We start from the raw sequence: 25404 nt of genomic DNA on the forward strand, positions 1-25404 counted from the left end.
TGAATTCCGCTCGCGATAGCTGTCGGAGCCTCTGATCCCTGAACAGTCCCTTCCTTCACCAATATGACGACGGTGGGGCCTGCTCGTGGAGTGCACTCCGGACATCGTAGCGGGCATCCCCACGGAGTGAACTCACGACGGCGACCCTGGGATACGGGGTCACCCCCGGGTCGTGTTCGCTCCATCTGTATCCGACGTAGCCGTGTCGGCATCGTCTTCCTGCATCTCCTCCGCGTCGGCACCGGTCCCCTCGGCGAGGTAGGGTTCCGCCACGATGGGGTCTCCGTGGAGGAGTTCGGGGAGGACGATCCGAACCGTCTCCAGCATCAGGACGAACACGATGGGCAGGAGGAACAAGCCGTACCACCCGAACAGGATCGGGCCGAGGATGTAGGCAAAGAGGAGGAGCATCGAGTTCAGCTTTCGCCCGGAGATGTAGGGCTGGACGACCGACTGCGGGAGGATATCAAGCACGAGGAAGTAGACGACGAGGAGGGCGCCGAGGAAGACGAACTGCCGGCCTCCTGCTTGAACGGCGAGGTACGCGACGATCGGAATGTAAACTACCTTGCTGACGACTATGGGGATGAGGCTAGTGAGTCCCGTAAGAACTCCCAGCGTGAACGCCATCGGGATCTGCATCTCGGGCGGTGCGACGAGGTTCGTGATCGTGTACGCCGTCGTCGCCACCACGGACATGAAGAGGACGAACAGAAGATTCCCGAAGAAGATCGACTCGAGGTCGGTGTCCACGGCGAGGGCATACGCGAACACGGTCTCTTCCTGACCGCCGACCAACTTCGCGAACGCGCTTGAGAGCGCCTCGTCGTACACGAGCAGGGCGTACGACAGTGTCACGGCCAGGGATAGCAGGAGGATCGTTCCGGAGATCAGGTCGAGAGCCTGTAGTCCCTGCTGGAGGGCGTCCCCGGACAGCAGGTCAGTCAGTTGATCGAGCGACGGCGGATTTCTAAGCAGCGCCGCCGGACTCGTCTCTTCGACGTCTGGACCGAGGACCCGGGAGACGAGCATCGAAGACACGCTGTCGTCGAACTGCTGCTGGACCTGCAGGAGGATCCGTATCCCGGCGTAGAGCGCGAGTACCAGCACCGGAACGAGCACCGTTAGCGCCGTCAGCCCGGCTGCCATCCGCTTCGATTCGGTGACCCTCTCGAAGCGGGTAGAGATCGGCCGGGTCGCGTAGTACCCGGACACGCCCAGAACGAGCATGCCGACGAACGTGTGCGCGATAAACAGCGCCGCCCCCGCGAGGACGGATACGTACAGCCACCAGAACGTACCACCCCGGCCCGGTACCGTCACGATCCAGCCGCTCCCGTCCGTTGGCTCCTCGGGGAGGATGGGAGGTCCCTGTACCGGATCGGGGACGAACGGGTCCCCGGCCGTTTCTCACGCGCCGATGCTCGACCGCTCGCACGACTGGACGACCGGCGAGGGCGTCTCTTCCCCGACGATTCGGGCCCGTATCGTGTCTGTCCGTCCCATGGCGGTCTCATAGTGGGAGCAGCCGATGGCGGTGGTCGGCGGGTGTGGTCAGATACGCGATTGAAACGTGTACGACCACCATCACCGTGAGAAACCCAACGTTGATCCAACTAGCGTTGTACCAGACGAGGTCGATACCCCAGGACCCGTCGACGAAGGGCCACAGCGGTTCGATGGGCGTCGAGATATCGGGTGCCGAGAGCATGTCGGCGAACACGTGACTGAGGCCCCCGGCCAGGAATCCCAGAAACGAGAACACGAACAGGCGGGACCTGTCGAACCGCTCGCTCTCGATCCACTCGTCGATCCGATCGGTGAACAGCGCCGCGAGAACTGCTGCACCGACCAGACCCGCAACTGTCACGAATAGAACGGTGTGCGTCACCCCGTGGTGATGGACCCCGCCGGGGAATAGCATCACGAGCCACAGGTCGATGTCGGGGAAGAGCGATGCGACTGCCGCGAAGGCGACGAACACGACGCTGGCCCTGTCGTTCCAGACGAACCACGCCGGGAGCGCGAACAGCAATCCGAATGCGAGGTGGCCCATGACATCTACCATCGACCGCTACTTCGTACTGACTCGACAGGTATCATTCTGAGTCTACAGAATGAACGTGACAATCGCGAGAATGACGAAGATGATGACGAGCCATTTTGCGATATCCATACTGAGTCCAGCGACCCCCCGAGCACCGAGCACTGCTGCGACGACCGCGAGTATCAAGAAGAGGACTGCAAGCTCAATGAAACCACCTCCGAACTGCAACGGCACCGCCTGGACTGAGACGGCACTATCTAGAACTCCGTGTGGTGCTAACATAACCCACCTACGTCTCCTGAGTATTTTAACCCGCGACGTATTCACCCTCATCTTGTTTTTTGAGTAACCGGGTGACTCCATCTGTGTCAATAGTTCACTCGCTCGATCTGGTCATAGTCTCTTTCGGCTCTGTTGTATCCCTCTAGAGTTGATATTCAGAAGAGCACCACCTCACGCGAATTTCGCGAACCCGGTAAGAATCTGGCTTCTCAGCGATTCGCTAGGTATAGAGAGGATTTCAACAAAGCTGAATATTCTATGTCTACAGAGAGCCAGACCGTGGAAGTGCTTTCACGGCTGGTACCGTACCTCTCTGTATGTCCGATGAAACGCCAGGCGACCCAGAACGAGCAGAGGAAGCCAAACTTGGCAGCGAGATCGCCGATCACAGCACAGAGATGAGTTCGATATTGGGTGATGCCTATCGCGGAGAATTGGACCGGGAGACGACATGGCGGTCACGCCTCGACCAGACGACTACGTGGGGGGTAACGGTTGTGGCTGCGATTCTCACGTGGGCGTTTTCCAGTGGCGATAATCCACATTATATCATCCTCGTCGGTATTCTAGCGCTCTCTTTCTTCCTGTTTATTGAAGCACGGCGGTATCGTGACTATGATGTCTATCGCTCACGAGTGCGTCTCTTCCAACAGAACTTGCTTGCAGACGCGCTTGATCCGTCAGTCGGGGTTGAACATGAGGATTGGCGGAGCAAACTCAGTCGAGATTATCGGACACCGACGCTGAAAGTATCAACATGGGAAGCCACAGCAAACCGTCTTCGACGGATTTACCTTCCGCTGCTGGCTGTGTTACTCGTCGCGTGGCTGTTCCGAATCACGGCGTTCGCGCCAAACGAGAGCCCACTGACGACAGCCACCATCGCCGTCGTCCCTGGAATTCTCGTCGTAGCTGCCATCGCTCTCTATTACATAGCCGCCATTATAATTGCACTGTGGCCCCGGGAACGGCATGCAAAAGGAGAGTTTCATGAAGGCGATCCAGGGACGTGGAAAGAGGATGAGAACGACAATGGCTGACAACAGAAATCCAGTACCTGACGGCCAGAACGGGCCCACCTCGACCCGCTCAGACGGGAACGAACAGTGGGTCATCCTCAATCCGACGAGCGGAACGGCAGACCACGTCGACGACGTTCGTCAGTCCGCGGATGAACGGAACTATACGATCCAGGAAACGACACACGAAGAACACGCGGTGCAGCTCGCGCAGGACGCTGCCGCGAACGACGTTGATCGACTGGCTGTCGCGGGTGGCGACGGTACGCTCCACGAGGTCGTCCGTGGTCTCGTAGAGGCATCCGCTCTCGGGAAGGTAACTCTCGGAGTGATTCCGACGGGGACAGAGAACATCTTTGCAACCGCCATTGGGGTAGCGAGCGTCGAAGAGGGATTCGACCTGCTTGACCACGGTGAACGACGACGGATCGATATCGGGTTCGCCGGAGGGGAACCGTTCATTGTGTCGTGTATTGCCGGATTACCTGCCGAAGTCAGCGTGGCGGCATCAAGCGACCTGAAAGAACGGTTCGGCTCGCTGGCATTCGTCGTCGCCAGTCTACAGGAACTCACAGAGTTCGAGGAACTTCACATCGATCTCACTGCTATCTCGAACGGCGAGGAAACGACGTGGTCGGGAGAGGCGCTGTGTGTGCTCGTCGGGAACGTCCTGCGATTCGTCAATCGTGGCGGGCAGGCCAACGTTGAGGACGGGCTTTTCGATGTCGTCCTCATTGAACAGATGCCTGCGAGTGACATTCTGGCCGAAGCGACCGCGCAGCGAGTATTTGGTCGCGATACCGAACACGTGCGCCACGTTCAGGCGAGCCAACTAGAGATTCGAGAGCGCGGCAGTGATTCGATCACGTTCAGTCTCGATGGTGAGCTAAACACCCACGACGAACTCGTGTTGTATACGGATCCACAGTCGCTTACTGTCTGTGTGGGGTCAACGTACGAGGATATGAACTCAGATTAGTCACATCACGTGGTCATTCCCGGAACTATCGTCTCCAACGGTGGAGTAGAGCCATATACATTGAGAGCAGCAGTCTCCATTTCCCGCAATGTTCGGGAGTTGAGACTACGGTCAGGAGTGGCTGTACACGTAGCACGTGAGTGCTCGAAAGTGGCTACCGAAGTTCGTCGACGAGAGCAGTAGTTGCGGTATCGACGAGATCGTCCGCGAGACGGCCCTGCCAGAAATCGATGTCCTCGTGGCCAATTGATTGTACACCCCATGGAACGACCCGGCTCTCGTCTGGCGTACCGCCACGAAGCCACCTATCCTCGGGAATGTCGATGAGGCCGTCCATCCAGGATTTCGACGTCAACGTCAGCGCGATGTATTGCTCGCCGTAAAACGGCCGTCCCTTGTGGTTCGAGAGAATGAGCCAGGGCCGTCATCTTTGAACGGATCATCGCCGTAGACGACGTCTCCACGCTCGAAGATCGGAGCGTCTTCGTCGGTCACTGTTCATCCTCGACGCTCGGGTGGGGCTTCTGCGGTGCGTGCTCGCGCCACGCCTCCTTATCCTCTGTACCGAGTTGGTCGTTGAACAGTGCGGTCGCCCGTTCGTAGCCGCTGTATCCTTCGAGGCGCTCGGCGTCGTCGGTTATCGCCCAGTACGTCGCCTTGTGTTCGACCAGACCGCGGTCCTTCAATCGTGAGAGTGCAGTGCTCACCGCCCCCTCGTCAACGCCAATCTGAGAGGTGATTTCGCGCGCCTTGAACGCCCGATCCTCGTTGGCGGCGAGAAACCCGAGGACCTGATCAGGGACCGAAAGATCCGCGAGCTCGTCCTCGCTCGTGTTCTCGAACGTATCTCGGTCGATGGACATCGTTGAAAGGAGGTACGTCATCCGCTGTAAAGAGTGTTAGGTGTGAAAGCTACGAAATTGCTGAAGGTGAATTACTGTCCATCGCGAAGGAGTTCGAGAACCGTATGCATTGAGACGACCAGTCTCAACTACTGAACTGAGTGGATTGTATATCGATCAGTGATTTATTGGAGAGAATACGGACGGTTATATTCTCTGTGTCTGGTTACTTTTTATCAACATCGATTAAAATGGGAAGGCAGTCACAGTAGTCTGTAACAGCTGTCTGTTAGTGTTGTCTGTAACGACTGCGATTATGACCGTATTCGATACCAGTCAGGTATCGGGTGTGGCGGTTGGCGTTGGGAGAAGTCGCTGTCACAGATGTCTGTGATAGGTTACGAACCAAAGCCAGCTAGCGTATTGATCGGAGCCTGGTGATTATAATCGGCAGGTGACGACCGACTCGATTAGATCACAGACGCTAATCACAGATAGTCAATACAGATCTCTATAACAGAAACTGGCTACGTCGGATTGTTGACGACTGCCACAGATATCTGTAACAGATGCCTGTTACAGATAACCGATACAGTACTATAGAATGACTGGCATCACCGATATATCTCGGAAACTGCTAGACTCAAGACTCATAGATATCTGGTATAGGGACCTGTCACAGATATCTGTAACAGATAGCAGTCATGACCGTCTGACACAGATTTATGATACAGTGTGCTATAGCACGTGGTGTATGATTACGGCCGTGGTGTACTCAGAGTCGGGCGGGACGTACAAGACCACGATGACGGCCAACCTCGCCGTCGCACTTGAGCGGATGGGGCAGAACACACTCGTGCTGGATTTCGACCCACAAGAGGGGAACCTGACTAGCCTCTTTGATGTCGGCGAACACCGAAGCGACCCCGGCGCGGACAATCTGGTCAAGCATATCCTGGATATGCCCGACGGGGATTTCGGGGATCTCATCGAGACGACCGAAGAGGGAGTCGACATCATCCCGAGTCACGACATGCTCGGTGACTTCACGTCCAACTTGGAGCAGAAGATATCCTACGAGACGGGGATGCAAAACATGTCCCGGGAGGAATATCCACGGTTCGAGTTACTGTACGAACTCCTCTGGGAGAAACAGGCACTCCACGAGGAGTACGACGCGATCCTCATCGATCCCAACGCCCGTGCGGAAGACTTGCTGTATAACGCTATCTTCGCCCTTCGAACACTCATGGCGCCGGTCAAGCCCGCGGGGAAGGGGAACCTGAGTCTCGATGGGCTGGATGAACTGGTCGGCAACATGGAGACACAGCTCGACATCGAGATCGGTCTGTCTTGTGTCGTGCCTTCAGGCGTGGGACAGACAAATGCTCACCAGCAGTACCAGCAACAGTTCGAGAATACGGCAGAGTTCGCGACACCGGTCACCATCGGCAACCGCGAGAGCCTCATGGACGCGATGTGGGAGGCGCGAGGGTCTGCGTTCAAAGTGGTAGAAGAGCGCTGGAAGACCTTCGAGAGAGACGGCGAGATGACCAGTGAGCCCGGCCAGCGGCGTGTCCGTGACCGAGAGGTTGATACACTAGAGAAACTCTACGAACTGGCTCGCTTCATCGCAACGGAAACATTTGACGCCGAGATTGACCCAGTCCTCGAACTGGATATCGACGGCCACGACAATCGTCAAATCGACCTTGAGGAAGACGAGACGACGGAGGCGACGACCGCATGAGCAACTTCAAGTCCGGCTCCGGGAACCTCGACTTCGGGAGTAGTGACGATGACGCCGACGGTGACAAGTCGACGAATGAAGGAGACGAGAGCCAACAACTGTCCGCGGATAATCAGTCCAGTACAGCCGAGGAGAACGATTCGACGGCGACGGAGACCAACTCGGCAGACGCGTCCACCGCGACGTCATCAGATACCGAGGCAATGTCGGCAGCGGAGCCCTCAACGCCGGACTATCCATACTTCGTTCGCCGAAGCAACGTCGGCGACGAGCGTGACAAACGTCTAGAGATCCACCTTCGAGAGGAAGTCGCCGAACAGGAAGCCGCGTTCCGGAACGCACTCGCCGACGAACTCGACACGGACGAAGTCGCGAAAACCGACGCTCGTGAGTTCGCACTGCTCGCTGCGTTCCAGAACCCCGAGAAGGTCGCCGAGTTGATGAAAGACGAAGGATTTGGCGCGTTGGATTGAACCACTGTAGCGGTCTGTTTTCGTTCGTGTCGCTGGTCGAGTGACACGTCGGGCTCTCCTTGGTAACCAACACGGTGGCCGAGATTCATCTTGTGTTGGTTAGCGAGTGGAAGAAACCCGGGATGCGGTACGTCCGTCGAGGCCAACAGTCGTCTCGGCGGACGGGCGACAGTCAACTCGCCCTGAAGTCTGGAACTTTGGGTTCTCTGCGTCTAGCGGATCCGAGACGATTGCAGTACCGCACTAGTTACTGATCTGCGTCAAAAGCAGCAGCCAGCTGGTCACGCATATACTCTCGCCGGAGCTTCCGGGCCCGCGAATCCGAGAGATAATTCTGTAGGACGATATCGGCACTGGCACTGCCCTGTTCTGTCGCGATCTCGTCGAGACTGCGGAGAACGACGTCGAGTGAGGAGGAATAGGCATCGTACCAGAACCGTCGCCCCATCTTTGGAGCTGGCGACACACCATCGATTTCGTCGGGTAAACCCGCACGGTCGGCGAGCCGTGTAAACCGGTTCCAGACCGTCCAGCGAGAGATCGGGCTGCCCGATCCCTGGGGAGATGGAAAGAGATAGCCGTCCCAGTCGTCGTGATCGGCAAACGCGGCGAGACGGTCTTCGAGCACGTCCTGCCCGTAGAGCAGCGAGACCTCCCCAGGACCGTTCTTTCGCTCTTCGAAGTCAATGTACGGGATCTCGTCATCCGAGACATCAAGAACGAATTGGCGAGCACGGAGACTGGCAACCTCGTTCGGACGGAGTCCCCACGCACACAGTGCGAGGACGAGGAGGCGCTCTTCCTGATCGGTAGCCGCCTGGTAGAGTGATCGGACGTGGTCGGTGCTGAGACACGGCGTGTTGGCGTCGTCATCGCTCCCGTTCGACCAGTCGAACTCGTTGTCGAGGCCGTCAGCGGGATTGACGGCGGCCCATTTTCGCCGCACCAGATGAGCGTACCAGTTCGAGACCGCGAGATGGATCCGGCGTTTGGTCTGCCCGCCGTCGAGCTCCGCGTGGAGGCGATCAAATGCCGCCCAGCATGCATCAACTGCTTCGTATGGAGGAGTATCGCTGTCGCGAGCAACAGGTGTTACGAGGTCGCCGGACTCGTTTTCACTCTGATAGGAACGGATATAGCGGTTCAGTCGATAGCGGAGTGTATCAATCGATGAATCGGCGAGACCTTTCCGTTCTCGCCGCGAAGTGAGGAATGATTCGAGTGCTTCGATAGTTCGATCGTGATCAGTCGCCCAAGCATAGCCTGATTTCTCGACGTCGAATCCCAGATCCTCACGCCAAAACTCTGTGAACGTACGGTCGTGGTACTCTCGCAAAGCATACAGGAGTGGACGGAGGTTGTGGTCGCGAAGCCAGCTGTGCGTCGGCTTTTCCTGTTCAGGGTTGAGTCCATCTGCTTCCATCACTGGGGCGACGACGGCCCGGTACGCGTCGACGAGTTCCTCTCGGTCGAGGAGCGTCCAGGAGACGTCGTCGACGTCTTCCCAGTCGTGGTCGGTCGTTGATGCTGTAGTGTCGCTCATCGAGTGTTCCTCCAGTGTGTCCGCTGTTCGCTGCTGAAAATAGAGAGAAGGCGGCTCGCTGTGCGAGGTACCGATTCTAAGTCCGGCATGTTCTGGTGATAGCGCATTTCTCACAGTCTGCGTATATATTTTGGGGGCAAACAGACTATCAGAGTCTGTGGGGCCTCCGAAAATAGCTGTATTAGTGCCTGATATCGCATAAACCTTATGTCGATATACAGAATTGATTGGATGGCGCTGCGCACAGCTTCGGAGTTTGGGATCTGATGCGTGCCTTATTTTCACGCTATCTACAGATGGACAGGCTTGTGTCTGGCGATTAGTAGCCCGCCACGGAGTGTATCACTTAAAAAGTACACTGAGTTATATAAAATCAGAATCGCAAGACAGCACCTCTTTCACAGTGACTTCGGAAGAATAGAAGGCACGCATCAAATCCATCCTCCGAGGTGGTGCGCTGCGAATACCGCCGAATCCGTGCACAAGAACCACGTCTCTCGGTGAAAATCGGGCCAACGTACTGGCTGATCAAGGAGTCACGACCGCTACTCAGCGGTGGTGAGTAGCGGTCGGACAGGTAGTACGGGACAAACCAGCCGAATCCGGCGGTGATGCCTCTCACGAAGTGCTTCCACGGACCGGGGTTTACAGCAATGCGCTCACCTCCCGGCGAAGGCATGCACGAAACTCCACGACACCGATCAACGTCTGGACCAGAAAGTCTACCAGCAACCACAAATCGTACAACAGTACTGGGAATCCGAAATGAAACAGCCGAATCGAGAAGTTCGTCGAGGTCGTCCACGGCTTGAACTCCTTGATCTTACTGTAGGCGGTTTCGATGCCGCCGCGGCGGTTGTATCGGGGGATCTGCTTTTTCGTCCACTGTCGGTCGAGACCAATCTCGTCGTCGACGTCAAGATTGGTCGCAAACACCTGGAGTTCCTCGCGGTCTTCGTCTGGTGGGAGTCCGACGAGCGTTGTCTCGGCGCTACTCTTCATGACACCGTGTTTCACTGGCCTGTACACCGGGTGGTCGCGTTTGACCGTCACTCGCGTGTCTCCGGTTGGGGTCCTCGTTCATGCGCGCGATGATCCGCTTGACGCGGTCATCGCGCGGTGCGGGAATCACGTAGAAGAGGTCCCCTGTTCCAGCGCCGAGAACACGTCGGTCGCATAGAACGCACGATTCCGACGAGATCGAGATTCGCATTCGAGTCGGTACATCGAATCAGTAGCCCAGACGCAGACTGAGGAACTCGTCGTGATGACGCAATGCCCTACCTCGCTCAATTCTTCCTCCTCCGACGCTCTGTTGTCTGTGGGCTACTCGGGCTTACACTCGAACAGAGAGCGGAGCCACTCGTCGCATCCTGATTCGGCTGGCCGATGATACTGCCCCGGCACGGAGACTGCACTCAAGCGAACGTCCGCAGGGCAGTAACCGCAGTATAGCTGCAGACCCCTGAGAGACAGAGGGACAGGAACCACGCCAGCGTGGTGTTCCGCATCTTTACGAGGCTTACTGGTGCGTTTTCGGCCGCGTACCCACTCCCGATAATTGCACTCACGATGATCTCGTTGAACGAGACGGGAACGCCGAGGAAGACCGCGGCCTGGGCGATAACGAATGAGGGGACGAGGGCCGCGATGGAGCGTTTCGGACCCAATGCAGAGTAATCCTGCGAGAGCGCCTTTATCATCCGCGGTGCGCCTGTCCATGATCCAGCCAACAGCCCGATCCCGCCGAACACCAGCACGGCAGTTATCGGAATTTTCCACCTGCCCAGTAATGGAAGTAACGGACCCACGGCAAGGCCAACCTGCGTCGCGCCGGCTGAGAACGCGACGAGACAACCGAGGAGCAAGAGGAAACGACGCTCGGTGTCTACCGCCGAGATCGTGTGCGTCCGCCTGATAGTGAACCCGCCAACGCCAGCGATGAGGAACGAGACAGTTCCCTTGCCGAGAAAAAAATCTCCCCCCCGAGGATCAATCAAGAGCTGAAGGACCATCGATAGAGAACGACTTTCACCAGGCGGACCGAGCATTGTGAACTGCATATTGATGACGACGAAGACTGTTATGATCCCGAGTACGCTGACTACGAGATCAGTCGGGATCCGGTGAGTAGTCAGTGCCCGCGCAGTGGTATAGGCAGCGCCGCCGCCGACGAAGGGGATTAACAGCCAGAGAGTGACGATCCGCTGGTAGGTCTCCCACGCCGGTACGCCACCGAGGGCCAGTCCGACACCAGTCACTGCCCCGGTGACAGTGAATGCCGTCGCGATAGGATAGCCGGTAAAGATCCCGACCGCGACGAGGAGTGCCGCGGTGAACAGGCCGATGATAACCGCAAGCGGCGAAAGAGAGACACCAGTGATCAGTCCGCTACCGACAGTCTCGGAGACGCTGGCACCCTGCAAGACAGCGCCGGCGAACCCTAGCAGGCCAACGACGAACCCCGCACGCATCACCGAAATCGCGTTCGCCCCGACTGCTGGCGCGAATGGTGTCGATCCACTCGATCCGGCTCCAATCGTCCACGCCATAAACAGGCTCCCAAACACCGCAAAGAGTAACGTTGCTACTGCTATCGCCGCTAACATGTGGCCACAGCAACGACTGGCGTTCAAATAGATGTTTCGTCTTTATTGCCGTCGCCACGACCCGGAACGACGACGCTATCGAAAGATAGTCTTGCATGGTCGCTGAGCACATACGATCTCGGCATTCACCCTGCGTTTCGGTGTGATAACCGCCTATGAAAATCCTGCACGCCAAACTAACCACGCTACTGATGAAAAACTTCAGGTGAGCGGTCCGCTCACCCGTAACTGAAGTCGTGAATCACCAGACAGCAGCCCGCACCAAGTGGTGAACCAACCTGCAGGCGGGGGACATCTTCACGGCGAAAGCTGGTGCTACACGTCAAATCGAGCTCGGATGCCTGAGCGACCGGGCTGGTCGCTCAGGCACTCACCTCCGGTGGGTCGTATGGCTCCTTTCGCTGCAGCATGTGGAAGATCGACACGAGCATCTTGCGAGCCGTTGCGACGATCGCTATCTGGTGGTTCTTGCGCTCTTTCAGCCGTGTATAGTAGTTTCCGAGGTACTCGTCACAGCGCACAGCTATGTTCGCACACTGGACGAGGGCCCAGCGCAGTGGCGCTGAGCCCTCTTTACTGATTCCACCGCGGATCTCCTTGTCACCAGATTGGTGAACCGTCGGATCAAGCCCTGCGTAGCTCACGAGTTCTTTGTCTTCATCGAAGCGATCAATCTCACCGACTTCGGCGACGATCACAGCAGCAGTGTACTGTCCGACACCCGGAATCGTCAGCAGCCGTTGGGCTGCTGGCGATTCCAGTACCTTCTGTTCGATCGTTTCCTCAATCGCTTCGATCTGCTCATCGTAGGCGTCAATCACCGACAAATGCGCCTCAATGATTGTGCGGTCAGCGTCACTGAGCGAGAGTTCCGCCAGGAACTCTCGTCCGGTGGGGCCGAACAACTCGCTGTCGTAGGTGTTGTCAGTGCGGGTGAGGACTGCTCTCACGCGGTTTTTCTCAGCAGTCCGCTCTTCGACTAACGACTTACGCGTCCGGACGAGATCCCGCAGGGTGCGGATCTCGTCCGGTGGGACATAACTCTCAGCGAGCATGTCCGCGCGAAGCATGTGCGCGAGTCTCTTCGCATCGACGCGATCTGTTTTGACTGTTGCGTCGGCGATGATCCGGTTCTTTGATGGATTTACCAGGGTAACGTCGAGATGCTCGTCGAGCATCTCGTAGATCGGGCGGTAGTTACCCGAGGCTTCGATGGCAGCGTCGCCACCAGCGTACTCTTCGGCGAGCTTGTCAAGGCGGTCGTTTGGCAAGCGAATCTCGTCTTGCAGGTTGCCGTCGCCGTCGACGACGGCAACCTGCGAGTACTTCTTGTGGGTGTCGATGCCGAGGTACATGCAACGCCTCCGTTGGGGCTGAGCGTGCGTGAATCGGAAAGGCGCCTATACGTGCTCTGTGGCACAGTATTCTTCTTCCTTCCACGGGCTAGGACCGGTCGTTCTAGCATGCTTTGAAGCATTGGTTCACACTCGGTCTCTGCCAACCCCTGTTGTCCTGATTCACGCGCCAGGGGCTTCAAGGCAGGATTTTCATAGAGTCATTCTATGAGTCCCGCTTACAAAAGTCATCTCGAGTTCGAGCAACCTTCGGTCACGTGTTCGCCGAGGTACGTATCACCGCTCTCGCCGTCCTGTCTCACGTATCTGAACGGATCGAAGTGAGATCAAAACGGATACTCACGCGGGTCCCGCTGGATCGACGTCCACTTCGACTTCGTGAACTTCCGATAAATTGCGTCGCCGTTATATCGGCCAATACCAGAGTTCTTCACGCCCCCGAACGGAACGTACGGATCACCGTTGAACGGTTGGTCGTTTATGTGAACCATGCCGGATTCGAGTTCTTGAGCGACTCGTTCGGCGCGAGAGAGAGTAGACGATTGGACGGCGGCTGAAAGCCCATACTCCGTGTCGTTCGCCAACTGAATCGCTTCTTCGTCTGTTTCAAATGGAATCACCGGAGCTATCGGGCCGAAATGTTCGGTACAGGCGGCCTGCATCTCGTTCGTGACGTCGGAAAGAACTGTCGGCTCCACGTATAAGTCGTCGTGGTTCCCCCCAGTTTCGATTGTCGCCCCTTCCTCGACTGTCGCCTCGACTAACGAGACGAGCTTATCTCGTTGGTGTTCGTTGATAACCGGACCGATGATCGTGTCCTCGTCCAGCGGGTCCCCGACTTTCAGTTGTCTGGCGCGAGCCGTGAGCCGGTCGGTGTACTCGTCGTAAATCGACTCGTGGACTAGATGTCGGTTGATCGAGATGCAGGCCTGTCCCTGATGCATGAACGAACCGAAGATAGCGGCATCTACAGCACGGGACAGGTCAGCGTCGTCCAGAACGATATAGGGATTGTTGCCACCCAGTTCAAGAGCCGGTTCTGCTAGCCGTTCTGCGGTGACCTTCGCAACGTGGCGTCCGACTGCAGTCGAACCGGTGAACGAAACGACAGATGCGGCCGGGTTTGCGACAACTGCTTCCCCAGCTTCATCGCCATATCCCGGAACGACGTTGAGTAGTCCGTCTGGGAGATCGGTCTCGTCGAAGATCTGGGCGAGGAGCAAGCCGCCCGAAAGAGGAGTTTCCTCAGCCGGTTTCAACACAACACCGTTGCCCAGCGCCAGGGCGGGTGCGACAGCGCGGAGAGCAAGAGCGAGCGGGAAATTCCAGGGTGCAATGACGCCAACGACACCGACAGGAACCCGCTGAATTCGGTTTTCTTTTCCGGGATACGTCTTGGACGCCGAGATCAGCCCTCGTTTGTTGCGAGAGTGATCTGCAGCAACTTCCATGTGATTGATCGCTGTCTCGAATTCGGCTTCGGTTTTAACCGCGGCGCTTCCCGATTCAACAGAAAGCAGCTCTCTAACCTCGCTTTTCTTTTCCTCCAACACGGAAATTGCCTCTCTGATGACGTCGGCGCGATCACGGGGAGGCGTTTCTGCCCACTCTTTCTGCGCACGTTTGACCGCGGCGAACGCTTCGTCAACGTCTGCAGCAGTGCACGCAGGGGTTTGTGTGAGACGTTCACCAGTGGCCGGATTGGTGATCTCTATGCTTTCGGCTTCGGATTGCGACCGCCATTGACCGTCAATGTACATGCCGCTACAGTTGTCAATAACTGGCAAGCTGGTTGTGCCCATAGTTTGGTTATCTCTCGCAAGATGGTTAAATTTTCGATCTTGTAGTGACGTAGTGCGGCTTCACCGCCACCAGGTTGAGCAAAAATCGGTACGCATGTCTGTCCGAGAGGTGCCTACAGTTGTGCATCTTCATCGGCGATGGAACCGAGTAGTCAACTGCAGTCTCTCGCATCAATACGTCTATTTACAACCTTCTCGGCGCGGTCTAACGATCCAACAGATCCGTTTCGACGTAGACCATCCCATCCTTGACAATCACGTCGTAGGTAGGAAGTTGAATGCTATCGTCTCCGATATGCTTCCCGGATTCGACGTCGTAGGTCCATCCGTGCCACGGACAACTGATAACGACTTCATCTTCGTCGTGATACCAATTGAGTGGTTGACCGGGTTCCTCATGTTCGCCAGTCATTTTCTCGTGGACACGACCTGTACAAACCGGTCCGCAATCGTGCAAGCAGGTATTGCTGAGGGCGTAGAACTCGCCTCCGTACCTGATCACACCGATAGATCGACCGTTCGCCTCGATAATTTCATGGTCACCCTCATCGAATTCCGCTTCCGGCTTGACTTCAACGCGGCCACTCATAGGTCGAACACCCGTAGCGCGTTGCCACCCAGAATCTTGGATTTTTCTTCGTCACTGAGGAACGGCAGCCCTGTTATCGTTGTGGGCCTGTCATAGTCCCAGTGTGGATAATCGGATGCGTACATGATTTGGTCTGTGCCTATCATGTCAATACACTTTTCCAGATATTCGGGATCCGCATTTTTTTCGATTGGCTGTGTCCCGAAATAGATGTTCTGAATGTATTCGCTCGGTTTCTTCTCAAGAAGCGGCGTCTCCTCGGGGCGTTTGAGATACTCCTCGTCAAGACGCGTCATCAATGCAGGAACATATGTGACGCCAGATTCCATGAAGATGATATCGAGATCAGGGAACTTCTCCGGGATTCCCTCCATAACGAGGCTCGTGAGCTGTGCTTGGTTAGATGCGAGGAATCCCAGGGAATGCGTTTCCACAAATGACTGGAATCCGTCGTACCCATCTAATCCAGCACCACCAGTATGGAAAATGAAGGGGTACTCGAGTTCGACACCGGTTTCGTAGATCCGATCGTATTTTCGGTTGCCAAGTGGTGGCCGGGCACCTGCTGCGATCATGCAGGCTCCGATAAAGCCCTCGTCGTCTTCTGTCTCTTTCAGGAGTTCGACTGCCGCATCGACGTCGTGGAACGGTACCGGAACGAGCCCATAGATGCCGGCCTCCGGATCAAGTATATGTTCCCTGACGTACTTGACGTACGCTTCCATGAACTGCGTCACGCGTTGATCGTCTGCCCGAGCAGCATTCGCTGGGAGTAAGAGATGCGAGATCTGTAACTGGACATCGATACCGATTTCCTCCATTGCAGTCGAGATCTCGTCCGTTTCTGCCGGGTCGTCGGGATAACTCGAATGTTCTCGCTCAATCCGGCCGTACGCCATTCTGTCTCCAGTTGTCGTCGGGAAGTACGACGTGGCGTTCTGTTTAGCCCCGATTTCACCCCAGCCGCTTTCCTTGAGTCGCGTTCGCCACGGTTCGTCCATGTACTCAGCGATGTTTTCGAACGACTCGAGGAAGTGAGCGTCCACGTCGACTACTGTCACTTTGTCAGCTAATCGGGTACTCTGGCTAGTCTTACTACCCATAGGGGTTGGCTGGGACGCTTAGAATTTATAATCATCTACCCAGGACAATATTGCCTGGAGATGGAGAGACTGATTGTCCATCCGAAGTAACGTGCCTCACGGCGTTACAAGCGAACAACGGCGCTTATTATGTCCCAATCATCCGGTGAGGGATCTTGACTAGCGTACAGCCGACAGGATCAGTCTGATTCCTCGTTCACCCACGTCTGGTCGAAGCCAATCGATACGAGAAATATACTACTCCGTCTATGAGGGACGGAATTCAGCTATTTTTAGGAGCGATATATTCGACGTGTGAACGAGTAATGCGATGAATCCAACCACACCCGTTAGTTGAATTAGCGAGACAGGTGCGAAGGCGATAGTGAGAAACAGACCAAACGCGGCCGCTCGCGCTGGCCAGGACAGTTCTTGGCTCAAGTTGAACCCTGTGAGAGAGACGACCAGTGCGACCATTGCAATGGTGAACGTTACCACTAGGAAGAGTGTCGTTGGGTAAGCCCATTCCAACAACTGCGGATTGGTTACGAACATGAATGGGATAACATATGTCGGACCGCCGATAGTGAGCGCGGCCTTAGCGGTTTCGACGAAATCTGTTCCAGATATGCTCATAGCCACTGTGACCGCAAGTGCGACTGGCGGAGTCAACGCGGAGAGTAATGCGAAGTAAAAGATGTAGAAGTGAGCGGACATCTCAGTGACACCAACTGCTGTAAGCACAGGTGCGAGAATTGTGGCTACCAGTACGTATGCGGCCGGCGTAGGCATCCCGAGTCCGAGCAGAAGGCACACAACCATCGTAATGATCAGGAGAATGAAGAAGTTCCCACCGGCTATGTCGACCATCTCGAACGCGATGCGTTGTGCTAGTCCGGTCACACTGAACAGGTTGATCACGATCCCCAACGAAGCGAGGATAGCGAGGAACGGAGCGAGATTCTCCCCGCCAGCACGGAGACCTCGGACAGTTTCGGACAGGAATTCCCGAACGTTTCTGTTGAGACCCTGACGCACACCGCGGGCCAGCACCGCTGTACTAATCGTATATAACCCAGCTGCGAGCGGGCCGGACTGCCTGATAACCAACACGTAGATGAGTACCAGTAATGGCACTATGTACTGCAGACCGCGGGCGAGGAAATTCCATCTGGAGTTCCAAGCCTCGCCGCCTGCGTCGTCAGGAGTGGTGTTCTCCGCGTACCGCTCGGCGTTACTTCCTCCCTCGGCTTGGCCTCGAGAGGTGCGTTCACCATACCAGCCTTGGCCAACTATGAGGAAATGAATACCGATGGACGTGCCGGCGTAGAAGAGGAATGCTGGGATCACACCAGCGATCGCGATCTTCGAGAACGACACCCCTAGAATATTTGCCATGAGAAATGCGGCAGTCCCCATGATGGGTGGAAGTATTTGACCACCGGTACTCGCAACTGACTCGATTGCAGCGGCGACTCGAGGGGGGATGCCATGTTCATCCATCAGTGGGATCGTGAAGGATCCTGTAGTTGCGACGTTCGATGCTGCGGAGCCCATCATTGTCCCCATGAACATGCTCGTGATGACTGCCGATTGTGCGACGCCGCTTCTCGAGTGTTCCTTGATCCGGTCACCAACTTCTTTGATGTATTCGAAGCCTCCGTACCCCTCGATGAGGCCCGCAAATATAATGAATATGGCAATCCAAGTTGCGCCGACCTGAAGCAAGAAGCCATAGATGCCGGTAAGGGTAATCGTTTGGCGTTGAATGATCTCTTCGGCCGTCAGTCCGCTGTGACCGAGGGTCCCAGGGAGGTGTGCTCCCAGGAGCGCGTAAAGGATCGTTCCAACGACGACGAGTCCGAGAACAGTCCCGTATTTTCGGAAGGTCGCGTCAGTCACAGCGTATATGAGGGTGAGCCCGACGAGGAGATCAGTGCCTGAGTAGATGAGTAACCTCCCCTGTTCCAGCCATCGGAAGTACGAGACGTGTACGTAGGTAGTCGCAGCGAGCGTGAGAAGTCCCAGTAGGACGCAGACCGCAGCATGTACCGAGGAAGTCGTCGATTCTCGGCCTTGTTCGAGAATCTCACCTGCGTGCATGAAGTAGTACGCAGCGAGCCCGAGGCCCAGTACGATGTTTGCGTGTTGTCTCTGCGGGAGGAGACTGTTGAAGGCAAAGAGGATGACCCATAGTGCCATAACGAACGTGAGAACGCCGGATGCGGACGTTAACGTTGTTGCAACAGTTTTCCGAATGCTTGTTTTGGTCATGCCGGTTTCCATATTTGTAAGTCGAGGATTTAACAGTATTTCCTCAAATAGAACCCACAGAATACGTGTCGTCCCATACGCCGATCTCCTTGAGGAACTTCGCGGCACCCGGGTGCACGGGAACCTCTGGAGTCATGTTCTGAGTGTACCACTCTTTGGATGCCCAGAGTTTGAACGAAGAGTGAACGTTGCTCAGCGCCTCCGTGTTCTCCCAGGCGGTCTTGTAGAGATTATAGATCAGATCTTCAGACACTGCATCAGACGACCAAGCCACGTAATTTGCCGAGGCCATCGGGACTGTATCTCCGTCCGCCGTGAACTCGTTAACATTTGAGAAATGGTCTTTTTTCACGTCGACGAGCGGCACAGTTGGATCGTCTCGAATAGCCTCGAGAACATCGCTACGATATGAGAGCATCCGTACCTTGCCCTGCGAGATGACCTGCTGGGTGAATCCCGGAATGACGTTGTTCGACAGTGTCGGGCCACCAACTGAGAAGGCCTGACCAGACGACAGAAGATCCGGGAGTCGTCCCACACTAGAGTTTACAATTTCGAGACCATCTAGATTCAGTGCCTTTTCCAGTGCGAGTTTGAACACGGGCCAATAGGAGGTCCCGGACGGACCCGGACCAAAGGACTTGCCTTCGAGATCACTGAAGTACTCGGCATCGGTGTTCGATTTCACGAATCCCCCTAGGCGGATGAAGTAATAGGAAGGGAGTTGGAGGATGGCCTGACTGAAGTCGGTACCTTCGAACGCACCTGTGCTCTGACTTGCTTGAATACCAGTGAGCGTGGTACTAAATCCCATCTCTGCCTCACCGCGCCCCACGAGAGTCACCGCCTGACTGCTCGTGCCAGATTTAATGTTTACAGTGAGGTCACTGTTGTCGCGAATTACCGAAGCAAGCCCGTTGCCCATGCTAAAAGCCAGCGAATCCGATGGACCAGCAATGAATTCCATCTCCGTCTGTCGCCCATCTGTCGAGGTCTCATCGTCGGTGGATCCGTTTGTGCTGGAAGATCCTGTACTGTTACTCGTACAGCCAGCAAAGAGTCCGACAGACCCCATCGCCGCTGTGCCCAGAAGTCTGCGTCGTGTTATCTGTGGAGGGTACCTATCCGTTTTGCCTTCGTTACGTTGATTCTCTCCTTTGTGGCTATCACTGCGGTTAGGTCTCATGACTCATTCGGCTATTGAAGATACTCCTATTTATAACTATTTATTCTCTATATGGGGAAATCGGAAAAATTGGGATCGTTCAGGAACGAGACTCCGCCGGTATTCAGTCAAAGCGGGCTCTTGAGTTGCAATCCGTCCTCAGCAACGATTACCGCCCCGTCGAAGGACTGCTGTGCGTTCGACTTCATCTGTTCCGGATCGAGATACGGTGTCAGATGTGTCAATACGAGCGTATCTACATCAGCATCTGCCGCAATTTCGCCACACTCAGCTGGCGTACAGTGTACCTCTCCCAACCGATCGAGGTACCGCTGGTCGGGTGAAAAGTACTTTGTCCAGACGGGTTTGTTCGATGGGGGCGTGTCCAACATCGGGCCGATACAAGCGTCCTGGATGAGGACGTCTGCTCCCTGAGCGAACTCAGCGAAGCCATCGACGATAGTTGTGTCACCAGAGAACACAACGGATTCGCCTGTCGATTCATCGTCGAACCGATACGCGTACGTTTCGATAGAGTGGTCAACCTGCATCGCCGAAATACGACAGTTTCCGATACGACTGGCGAACTCATCATCGACATCGACAATTTCGATATCCGTTATCCCGTCGAGAGAACGGCCGAACGAACGCCGGTATTCGAGATCAGATTCGTACACCTGATACATCGCTTCGACGAGTGAGGTCGTACCAGTCGGGCCGTAAACAGTGAGATCTCTACGACCGAGTGTCCAACTCGCGATGGCGAAGTGGAAAAACGAGGCGTTGTGATCCATGTGATGGTGTGTGAAAAAGACCGACTCGATCGATTTCGGATTGATATCTGCGTCGAGCATTCGTTCTACAGTTCCGGGACCACAGTCAAGCAGAACTAGTTCTCCGTCGATAGAGATGGTTATACCTGTCCCTGCGCGTTGTGGGTCGGGGATTGGACTTCCAGACCCTAAGATGGTCACATCCATGAGAGAGAGGTTTCTCCTTCTGACATATAACACTTTCTCTGATTTGCCTTTCTCGTCAGAATTGTCAGAATATACTACAAGGCTGGTACAGTTATGATGGCGAAGAAAGATCAAGTTCAATGATGTTTTTTGCGGCCAACACGGCCGACGGTAGCTCATCTGTGAACTGTTCGCCTTCAAATCGGTGCGCTGGCCCTGATACGCCGATCGATCCCAGCGGCTCCCCGTCTTGCAGAATTGCACAGGCGACTGCTCTCCCGCCGTCAAGCCGTTCACCTCTGTTGAGCGCAAAGCCCCGCTCTCTAATCGATTCGAAATCTTCGAATAGTTCGTCTCTGGAGGTGATCGTATTCTCGGTGTGCTTTTCGAGTCCAGTCCGGTTGATGATCCCGTGTACGGTTTCCTCTGGGAGATGCGCGAGAATAGACTTCCCAGCCGCTATCGAATGTGGTCTCCGCCGCGCGCCAAGATCGCCATACGCCTGAATAGCGTCTTCCCCACGGGCGCTACAAATGAAATAGATCCAGTCATTTTCCAGTGTGGCTGCCCAGGCCGCCTCGTCTGTCTCCCTCGCTAAGTCGTCGACAGCAGACTGTGAGACCTCTCTCATTCTCAATTTATTCCGGACGGACATTCCAGTATGTAGGAACTGAAGACCGAGACGATACCTCTTGTCTTCCTTGATGACGAACCCGCGACGTTGAAGCGCCCCAAGGTGATTGTGGACCGTACTAGCCGCTAAATCAAGGTGGTCTGCCAGTACCGTCACCGTCGCCTCGTCGAGTTCGTCGAGTGTTTCGATGATTTCGAATACCGTGTCTGTGACGGGTGACCATCTTTTTGGGATGTCGTCGTTCTCCATAGCAAACAATGATCGTGTGACCTCATAAATCCACTGTATCAGTGTCCCACGGTAGACTCCCTCAGGATTCAACAACCACCCCTGGTTGCAATCCCCACAGAAGTGTTCGAAATAGAGAGCGTGATTTCGATCTGCGGATTCCCCGACAATAGACGGTTGCACAGTCAAAAACCAAGCGTACGCTTGTTAGATATGTCTCGTTGAGAGCACAGACTGCGAGTATCGCCGGACACTATCTCCGATTCATTCGAAAATTTCGAATTACTTTGCATACCATGATAAGTGGACTCCCCTTCTCCGGCCACACCGTGCAGCGTAGTCCGTTCGAACCACTCTCCGAGTATATCGAAACGGATGAAGGATTGGTTCCGGAGGCTGCTCCGACGAGGAATACTGGCGAAAGCAGGCTTATGACTGAAGAGGACTCGATCCTATCGGAAGACACAGTGTCGAGGTCGGCCATGAATTCCTTCCCGATATCGGAACAAAACATTCATATATTTGATTCATGAAGATGCAGTAAAGTGACCGCGAATTTTAATCGCACTAACGAACCTCCTGTGCACCCTATCACGCGAACTACTAAGCACACGAGTAGTGAGGACACTACAGGCCGTGAGTAATCTCCTTCGGGACGATAACACCAACACAAACCCGACCCATGAACCAATGAGTAACTCAACACTCGACAACAACCCTGCTGATTCTGCGAGCAAGAACCGCGAAGAGTACGATCACATTTCGAATGACCTAGTGCGACCCGATCTCGTTGCTGCGCTGCGCGAACGTATCGAGGGAGACGTCCGGTTCGACACCTACACTCGACAGCTGTATGCGACTGACGCGAGCGCGTACGAAGTGACGCCGATCGGCGTCGTCTTTCCTGCCTCTACTGACGACGTCGCCGCCGTCGTCTCGTACTGTGCTGAGCACGAAATCCCGGTGCTTCCCCGCGGTGGTGGGACGAGCCTCGCCGGACAGGCGGTCAACGAAGCAGTCGTGTTCGACTTCACTCAGTATATGGACACTGTCGTGTCAGTCGATGCCGACGCGCAGACCGCCCGCGTCGAGTCCGGTGTCGTTCTCGCGGACCTGAACGAGAGGCTTTCCCCGCACGGAATAAAATTTGCACCAGATCCGGCCGCAGGTGACCGAAGTACGATTGGTGGTGCAATCGGTAATAACTCGACGGGAGCGCATTCACTCGTGTACGGCAAGACCGACGCGTATATCGAAGAGTGTGAGGTCGTCTTAGCTGACGGAACTGTCACGACCGTCGGTGAAATATCCGTCGCAGAACTCCGTGAACGAGCGGATCCCGATGGGACGCTCCTCGAACAGATCTCGGCAAACGTAATCCAGATACTCGACAACGATGACAGAGCGATACGGGAGCGGTTCCCCGAGCTGAAACGGAATGTGTCTGGGTATAACCTCGACGTACTCGTTGCGGAGGCAGAGAGTGGCACGGTCAATTTAGCACGGTTGCTCGCTGGCAGTGAAGGAACCCTCGCGGTGATCACCGAGGCGAAAGTCGCTCTCGAACCGGTGCCGGAAACCAAGGCAGTGTCCTTGCTGTTCTACGAGAGCGTACTCGAAGCAGTTAGCGACGTTCAGCACGTTTTGGAACACGAACCCGCCGCCGTCGAACTCATCGACGACGTGCTCATTGGACTGGCACGTGAAACCGCTGAGTTCGAGGATATCGCAGCGCTCGTTCCGGAAGGGGCGCAGGCGGGGTTGCTCGTCGAGTTCTATGCTACGGACGACGAGCACGGTCGGAAGCAAACGGCCGGGCTCCTGGACGACCGCGTTTCCGATAGTGATCCAGAGGTCGAACCGCCGACGAATGGCCCAGATATCAACGATACAATCGCCTTCAGTGGGCTCGAAGCGCACGAGAGTGCCGACCGAGAGCAGTTTTGGAAGCTCCGCAAAGCCGGGCTACCCATATTGTTGTCACGGACCTCTGACGAGAAGCATATTAGCTTCATAGAGGACTGTGCAATCCCGCCGGAGCATCTTCCAGAGTTCGTTGCCCGGTTTCAATCCATCCTCGAAGAGAAGGACCGCGATACCGACGCCGCCTTCTACGCGCATGCTGGTCCCGGTGTGCTCCACGTTCGCCCGCTCGTAAATACGAAGGCTGCCGGGGATCGACGAGAGATGGTCGAAATAGCTGACGCGGTGACAGACATGGTCGTCGAGTTCGGCGGGAGCGTCTCCGGCGAGCACGGCGACGGTCGTGCGCGTACCCAATGGAACAGGAAACTGTACGGAGAAGAACTCTGGCAGACGTTTCGGGATCTGAAGACCGCGTTCGATCCAGAGTGGTTGCTCAATCCCGGTAACGTCTGTGGCGACCACGACATGACTGAGCACCTCCGGTACGACGACGAGTACGTCTACGATTCCGGATTCGAACCGGCGCTAAACTGGGACAACGAAAACGGGATGCAGGGAATGGTCGAACTGTGCCACGGCTGTGGTGGCTGTCGCGGCAGTCAGGACACGACGGGTGGCGTCATGTGTCCGACGTACCGGGCCGCCGACGAAGAGATCACCGCGACACGGGGCCGGGCAAATCTCCTTCGGCAGGCGATGAGCGGAGATCTCCCGGACGACCCGACTGACGACGAATTCGTCGAGGAAGTTCTCGACCTCTGTATCGGCTGTAAGGGCTGCACACGTGACTGCCCGAGTGAGGTGGACATGGCGAAGCTCAAGACCGAAGTTAAGCACGCCCGCCACCAGGAACACGGTGCGAATCTACGAGATCGGCTCTTTGCGAACTTCGATAAATTCGCTCCGATCGGCAGTACTCTCGCACCGATCTCGAACATCGTTCAACGATTGCCCGGTGCCGGAACGATTGCAGAGAAGACGATCGGAATCGCGCGAGAGCGATCGCTCCCGTCGTTCCGTCGTGAGACACTCCACGATTGGTTCGAATCCCGTGGTGGGTCTCACGTTGCTGAAGCAGACGCAGAACGTACTGCCATCTTCTTCGTCGACACATATACCAACTACAGCCACACGGAAATCGGGAAGGCAACGATCCGCGTTCTCGAAGCGGCCGGTGTTCACGTGGAACTTGCAGACAGGACCGATAGCGGTCGTCCGGCACTGTCGAAAGGATTCATCGATCAGGCTCGCGAGGTCGTCGGGAAAAACGTCACCGAACTCCACCCGCGCGTCGAAGATGGTTGGGACGTCGTACTCGCAGAGCCGTCGGACGCCGTGATGTTCCAGTCAGACGCGCTCGACCTGCTCTCCGGAGAGCCCGTCACCGCGGTTGCTGCCAACACGTACGGCGTCAGTGAGTACATAGATACGTTCCGGCTCGACGAGAATATCGAGTGGGATGCACCAACGGTGGCGCTTGCATACCACGGCCACTGCCATCAGAAGGCAGTGAAGAAAGATCATCACGCAGTCGGCGTGCTTCGACGCGCCGGGTACGCTGTCGAGCCACTCGACTCGGGCTGCTGTGGAATGGCCGGGAGTTTCGGATACGAGGCCGAGCACTACTCGCTGAGCAAAGCCATCGGCGACATCGTCGCCGAACAGATCGAAGCGAGTGACGCCGCAGTGGTTACCGCGCCGGGAACCTCCTGTCGGACCCAGCTCGAAGATAGCCGTGTCGAGCCGATACCCGATGACAGTGTACTTGCAGGTGACTCGATCGACCGTGACGAGCCACCGACACCCATCGAATTACTCGCTCACGCACTCCCGTAGTAGCTCCGCT

The 25404-nt window shown here is 56.0% G+C and carries 20 protein-coding genes and 1 pseudogene; 5 read left to right on the forward strand and 16 right to left on the reverse strand.

Features of this window, described 5'->3' with window-relative positions:
* Positions 1–159 precede the first annotated feature (159 nt).
* The 3 genes from G9465_RS21535 to G9465_RS21545 all read right to left on the reverse strand — a co-directional run bounded on the left by G9465_RS21535 (position 160) and on the right by G9465_RS21545 (position 2329).
* On the reverse strand, positions 160–1323 hold the full coding sequence (locus tag G9465_RS21535) for an AI-2E family transporter (RefSeq protein ID WP_193571767.1): 1164 nt from the start codon (positions 1321–1323) through the stop codon (positions 160–162).
* A gap of 190 nt (positions 1324–1513) precedes the next feature.
* On the reverse strand, positions 1514–2068 hold the full coding sequence (locus tag G9465_RS21540; RefSeq protein WP_227015845.1) for a metal-dependent hydrolase: 555 nt from the start codon (positions 2066–2068) through the stop codon (positions 1514–1516).
* A gap of 42 nt (positions 2069–2110) precedes the next feature.
* Positions 2111–2329: a DUF1328 domain-containing protein gene (locus G9465_RS21545; protein ID WP_166975128.1), complete on the reverse strand. Its 219-nt coding sequence runs from the start codon at positions 2327–2329 to the stop codon at positions 2111–2113.
* Between the two features lie 317 nt (positions 2330–2646).
* On the opposite strand from G9465_RS21545, the gene G9465_RS21550 reads away from it, so the two are divergent.
* On the forward strand, positions 2647–3369 hold the full coding sequence (locus tag G9465_RS21550) for a DUF2270 domain-containing protein (RefSeq protein WP_166974446.1): 723 nt from the start codon (positions 2647–2649) through the stop codon (positions 3367–3369).
* A complete protein-coding gene (locus G9465_RS21555) occupies positions 3302–4327 on the forward strand; it encodes a diacylglycerol kinase family protein (protein WP_227015846.1) in 1026 nt (341 codons plus the stop codon). Before G9465_RS21550 ends, G9465_RS21555 begins: the two co-directional genes overlap by 68 nt.
* Before the next feature lie 154 nt (positions 4328–4481).
* Here G9465_RS21555 and G9465_RS21560 read toward each other — a convergent pair.
* A pseudogene (locus G9465_RS21560) lies at positions 4482–4822 on the reverse strand (type II toxin-antitoxin system PemK/MazF family toxin).
* Positions 4819–5190, reverse strand: a complete 372-nt coding sequence (locus G9465_RS21565; protein ID WP_166974449.1) for a helix-turn-helix domain-containing protein — start codon at positions 5188–5190, stop codon at positions 4819–4821. The pseudogene G9465_RS21560 and the gene G9465_RS21565 overlap by 4 nt, the downstream one beginning before the upstream one ends.
* Positions 5191–5923: 733 nt before the next feature.
* Here G9465_RS21565 and G9465_RS21570 point away from each other — a divergent pair.
* Both G9465_RS21570 and G9465_RS21575 read left to right on the forward strand, forming a co-directional pair.
* Complete coding sequence (locus G9465_RS21570; protein WP_166975134.1) at positions 5924–6919, forward strand: ParA family protein; 996 nt, start codon at positions 5924–5926, stop codon at positions 6917–6919.
* Complete coding sequence (locus G9465_RS21575) at positions 6916–7392, forward strand: acyl-CoA dehydrogenase (RefSeq protein WP_166974452.1); 477 nt, start codon at positions 6916–6918, stop codon at positions 7390–7392. The genes G9465_RS21570 and G9465_RS21575 overlap by 4 nt, the downstream gene beginning before the upstream one ends.
* 247 nt (positions 7393–7639) lie before the next feature.
* Here G9465_RS21575 and G9465_RS21580 read toward each other — a convergent pair whose 3' ends face one another.
* The 11 genes from G9465_RS21580 to G9465_RS21630 all read right to left on the reverse strand — a co-directional run bounded on the left by G9465_RS21580 (position 7640) and on the right by G9465_RS21630 (position 21653).
* Complete coding sequence (locus G9465_RS21580) at positions 7640–8935, reverse strand: hypothetical protein (protein ID WP_166974455.1); 1296 nt, start codon at positions 8933–8935, stop codon at positions 7640–7642.
* A 645-nt stretch (positions 8936–9580) separates the two neighbouring features.
* Positions 9581–9988, reverse strand: coding sequence for a hypothetical protein (locus tag G9465_RS21585; RefSeq protein WP_227015847.1), 408 nt, complete (start codon positions 9986–9988; stop codon positions 9581–9583).
* Between the two features lie 365 nt (positions 9989–10353).
* Complete coding sequence (locus G9465_RS21590) at positions 10354–11544, reverse strand: inorganic phosphate transporter (RefSeq protein ID WP_166974458.1); 1191 nt, start codon at positions 11542–11544, stop codon at positions 10354–10356.
* Between the two features lie 362 nt (positions 11545–11906).
* Positions 11907–12899, reverse strand: coding sequence for an IS110 family transposase (locus G9465_RS21595; RefSeq protein WP_166974461.1), 993 nt, complete (start codon positions 12897–12899; stop codon positions 11907–11909).
* Between the two features lie 326 nt (positions 12900–13225).
* Positions 13226–14701, reverse strand: coding sequence for an aldehyde dehydrogenase family protein (locus G9465_RS21600; protein WP_166974464.1), 1476 nt, complete (start codon positions 14699–14701; stop codon positions 13226–13228).
* 205 nt (positions 14702–14906) lie between these two features.
* Positions 14907–15290, reverse strand: coding sequence for a Rieske 2Fe-2S domain-containing protein (locus tag G9465_RS21605; protein WP_166974467.1), 384 nt, complete (start codon positions 15288–15290; stop codon positions 14907–14909).
* Entirely contained in the window at positions 15287–16351 is a 1065-nt protein-coding gene (locus G9465_RS21610; protein WP_227015848.1) for an amidohydrolase family protein, read from the reverse strand. The genes G9465_RS21605 and G9465_RS21610 overlap by 4 nt, the downstream gene beginning before the upstream one ends.
* 288 nt (positions 16352–16639) lie before the next feature.
* Complete coding sequence (locus G9465_RS21615) at positions 16640–18658, reverse strand: TRAP transporter fused permease subunit (protein ID WP_166974473.1); 2019 nt, start codon at positions 18656–18658, stop codon at positions 16640–16642.
* 31 nt (positions 18659–18689) lie between these two features.
* The gene (locus tag G9465_RS21620) at positions 18690–19613 is read right to left on the reverse strand and encodes a TAXI family TRAP transporter solute-binding subunit (RefSeq protein WP_166974476.1); all 924 of its coding nucleotides are present in this window, start codon (positions 19611–19613) and stop codon (positions 18690–18692) included.
* Positions 19614–19939: 326 nt separating this feature from the next.
* Complete coding sequence (locus tag G9465_RS21625) at positions 19940–20791, reverse strand: MBL fold metallo-hydrolase (protein ID WP_166974478.1); 852 nt, start codon at positions 20789–20791, stop codon at positions 19940–19942.
* Positions 20792–20882: 91 nt separating this feature from the next.
* Complete coding sequence (locus tag G9465_RS21630) at positions 20883–21653, reverse strand: IclR family transcriptional regulator (RefSeq protein ID WP_166974480.1); 771 nt, start codon at positions 21651–21653, stop codon at positions 20883–20885.
* 669 nt (positions 21654–22322) lie between these two features.
* Here G9465_RS21630 and G9465_RS21635 point away from each other — a divergent pair.
* Entirely contained in the window at positions 22323–25394 is a 3072-nt protein-coding gene (locus G9465_RS21635; protein WP_166974483.1) for an FAD-binding and (Fe-S)-binding domain-containing protein, read from the forward strand.
* Positions 25395–25404: the final 10 nt, after the last annotated feature.

The sequence above is a fragment of the Haloarcula sp. JP-L23 genome (assembly GCF_011602445.1).
Taxonomy (GTDB): Archaea; Halobacteriota; Halobacteria; order Halobacteriales; family Haloarculaceae; genus Haloarcula; species Haloarcula pellucida.

Coding starts and splice junctions, on each gene's coding strand:
- G9465_RS21570 (WP_166975134.1), top strand. CDS start 5,924: ATGATTACGGCCGTGGTGTACTCAGAGTCGGGCGGGACGTACAAGACC.
- G9465_RS21600 (WP_166974464.1), bottom strand. CDS start 14,701: ATGGGCACAACCAGCTTGCCAGTTATTGACAACTGTAGCGGCATGTAC.
- G9465_RS21615 (WP_166974473.1), bottom strand. CDS start 18,658: ATGGAAACCGGCATGACCAAAACAAGCATTCGGAAAACTGTTGCAACA.
- G9465_RS21590 (WP_166974458.1), bottom strand. CDS start 11,544: ATGTTAGCGGCGATAGCAGTAGCAACGTTACTCTTTGCGGTGTTTGGG.
- G9465_RS21605 (WP_166974467.1), bottom strand. CDS start 15,290: ATGAGTGGCCGCGTTGAAGTCAAGCCGGAAGCGGAATTCGATGAGGGT.
- G9465_RS21545 (WP_166975128.1), bottom strand. CDS start 2,329: ATGTTAGCACCACACGGAGTTCTAGATAGTGCCGTCTCAGTCCAGGCG.
- G9465_RS21580 (WP_166974455.1), bottom strand. CDS start 8,935: ATGAGCGACACTACAGCATCAACGACCGACCACGACTGGGAAGACGTC.
- G9465_RS21540 (WP_227015845.1), bottom strand. CDS start 2,068: ATGGTAGATGTCATGGGCCACCTCGCATTCGGATTGCTGTTCGCGCTC.
- G9465_RS21575 (WP_166974452.1), top strand. CDS start 6,916: ATGAGCAACTTCAAGTCCGGCTCCGGGAACCTCGACTTCGGGAGTAGT.
- G9465_RS21625 (WP_166974478.1), bottom strand. CDS start 20,791: ATGGATGTGACCATCTTAGGGTCTGGAAGTCCAATCCCCGACCCACAA.
- G9465_RS21635 (WP_166974483.1), top strand. CDS start 22,323: ATGAGTAACTCAACACTCGACAACAACCCTGCTGATTCTGCGAGCAAG.
- G9465_RS21550 (WP_166974446.1), top strand. CDS start 2,647: ATGTCCGATGAAACGCCAGGCGACCCAGAACGAGCAGAGGAAGCCAAA.
- G9465_RS21565 (WP_166974449.1), bottom strand. CDS start 5,190: ATGTCCATCGACCGAGATACGTTCGAGAACACGAGCGAGGACGAGCTC.
- G9465_RS21555 (WP_227015846.1), top strand. CDS start 3,302: ATGCAAAAGGAGAGTTTCATGAAGGCGATCCAGGGACGTGGAAAGAGG.
- G9465_RS21630 (WP_166974480.1), bottom strand. CDS start 21,653: ATGGAGAACGACGACATCCCAAAAAGATGGTCACCCGTCACAGACACG.
- G9465_RS21620 (WP_166974476.1), bottom strand. CDS start 19,613: ATGGAATTCATTGCTGGTCCATCGGATTCGCTGGCTTTTAGCATGGGC.
- G9465_RS21595 (WP_166974461.1), bottom strand. CDS start 12,899: ATGTACCTCGGCATCGACACCCACAAGAAGTACTCGCAGGTTGCCGTC.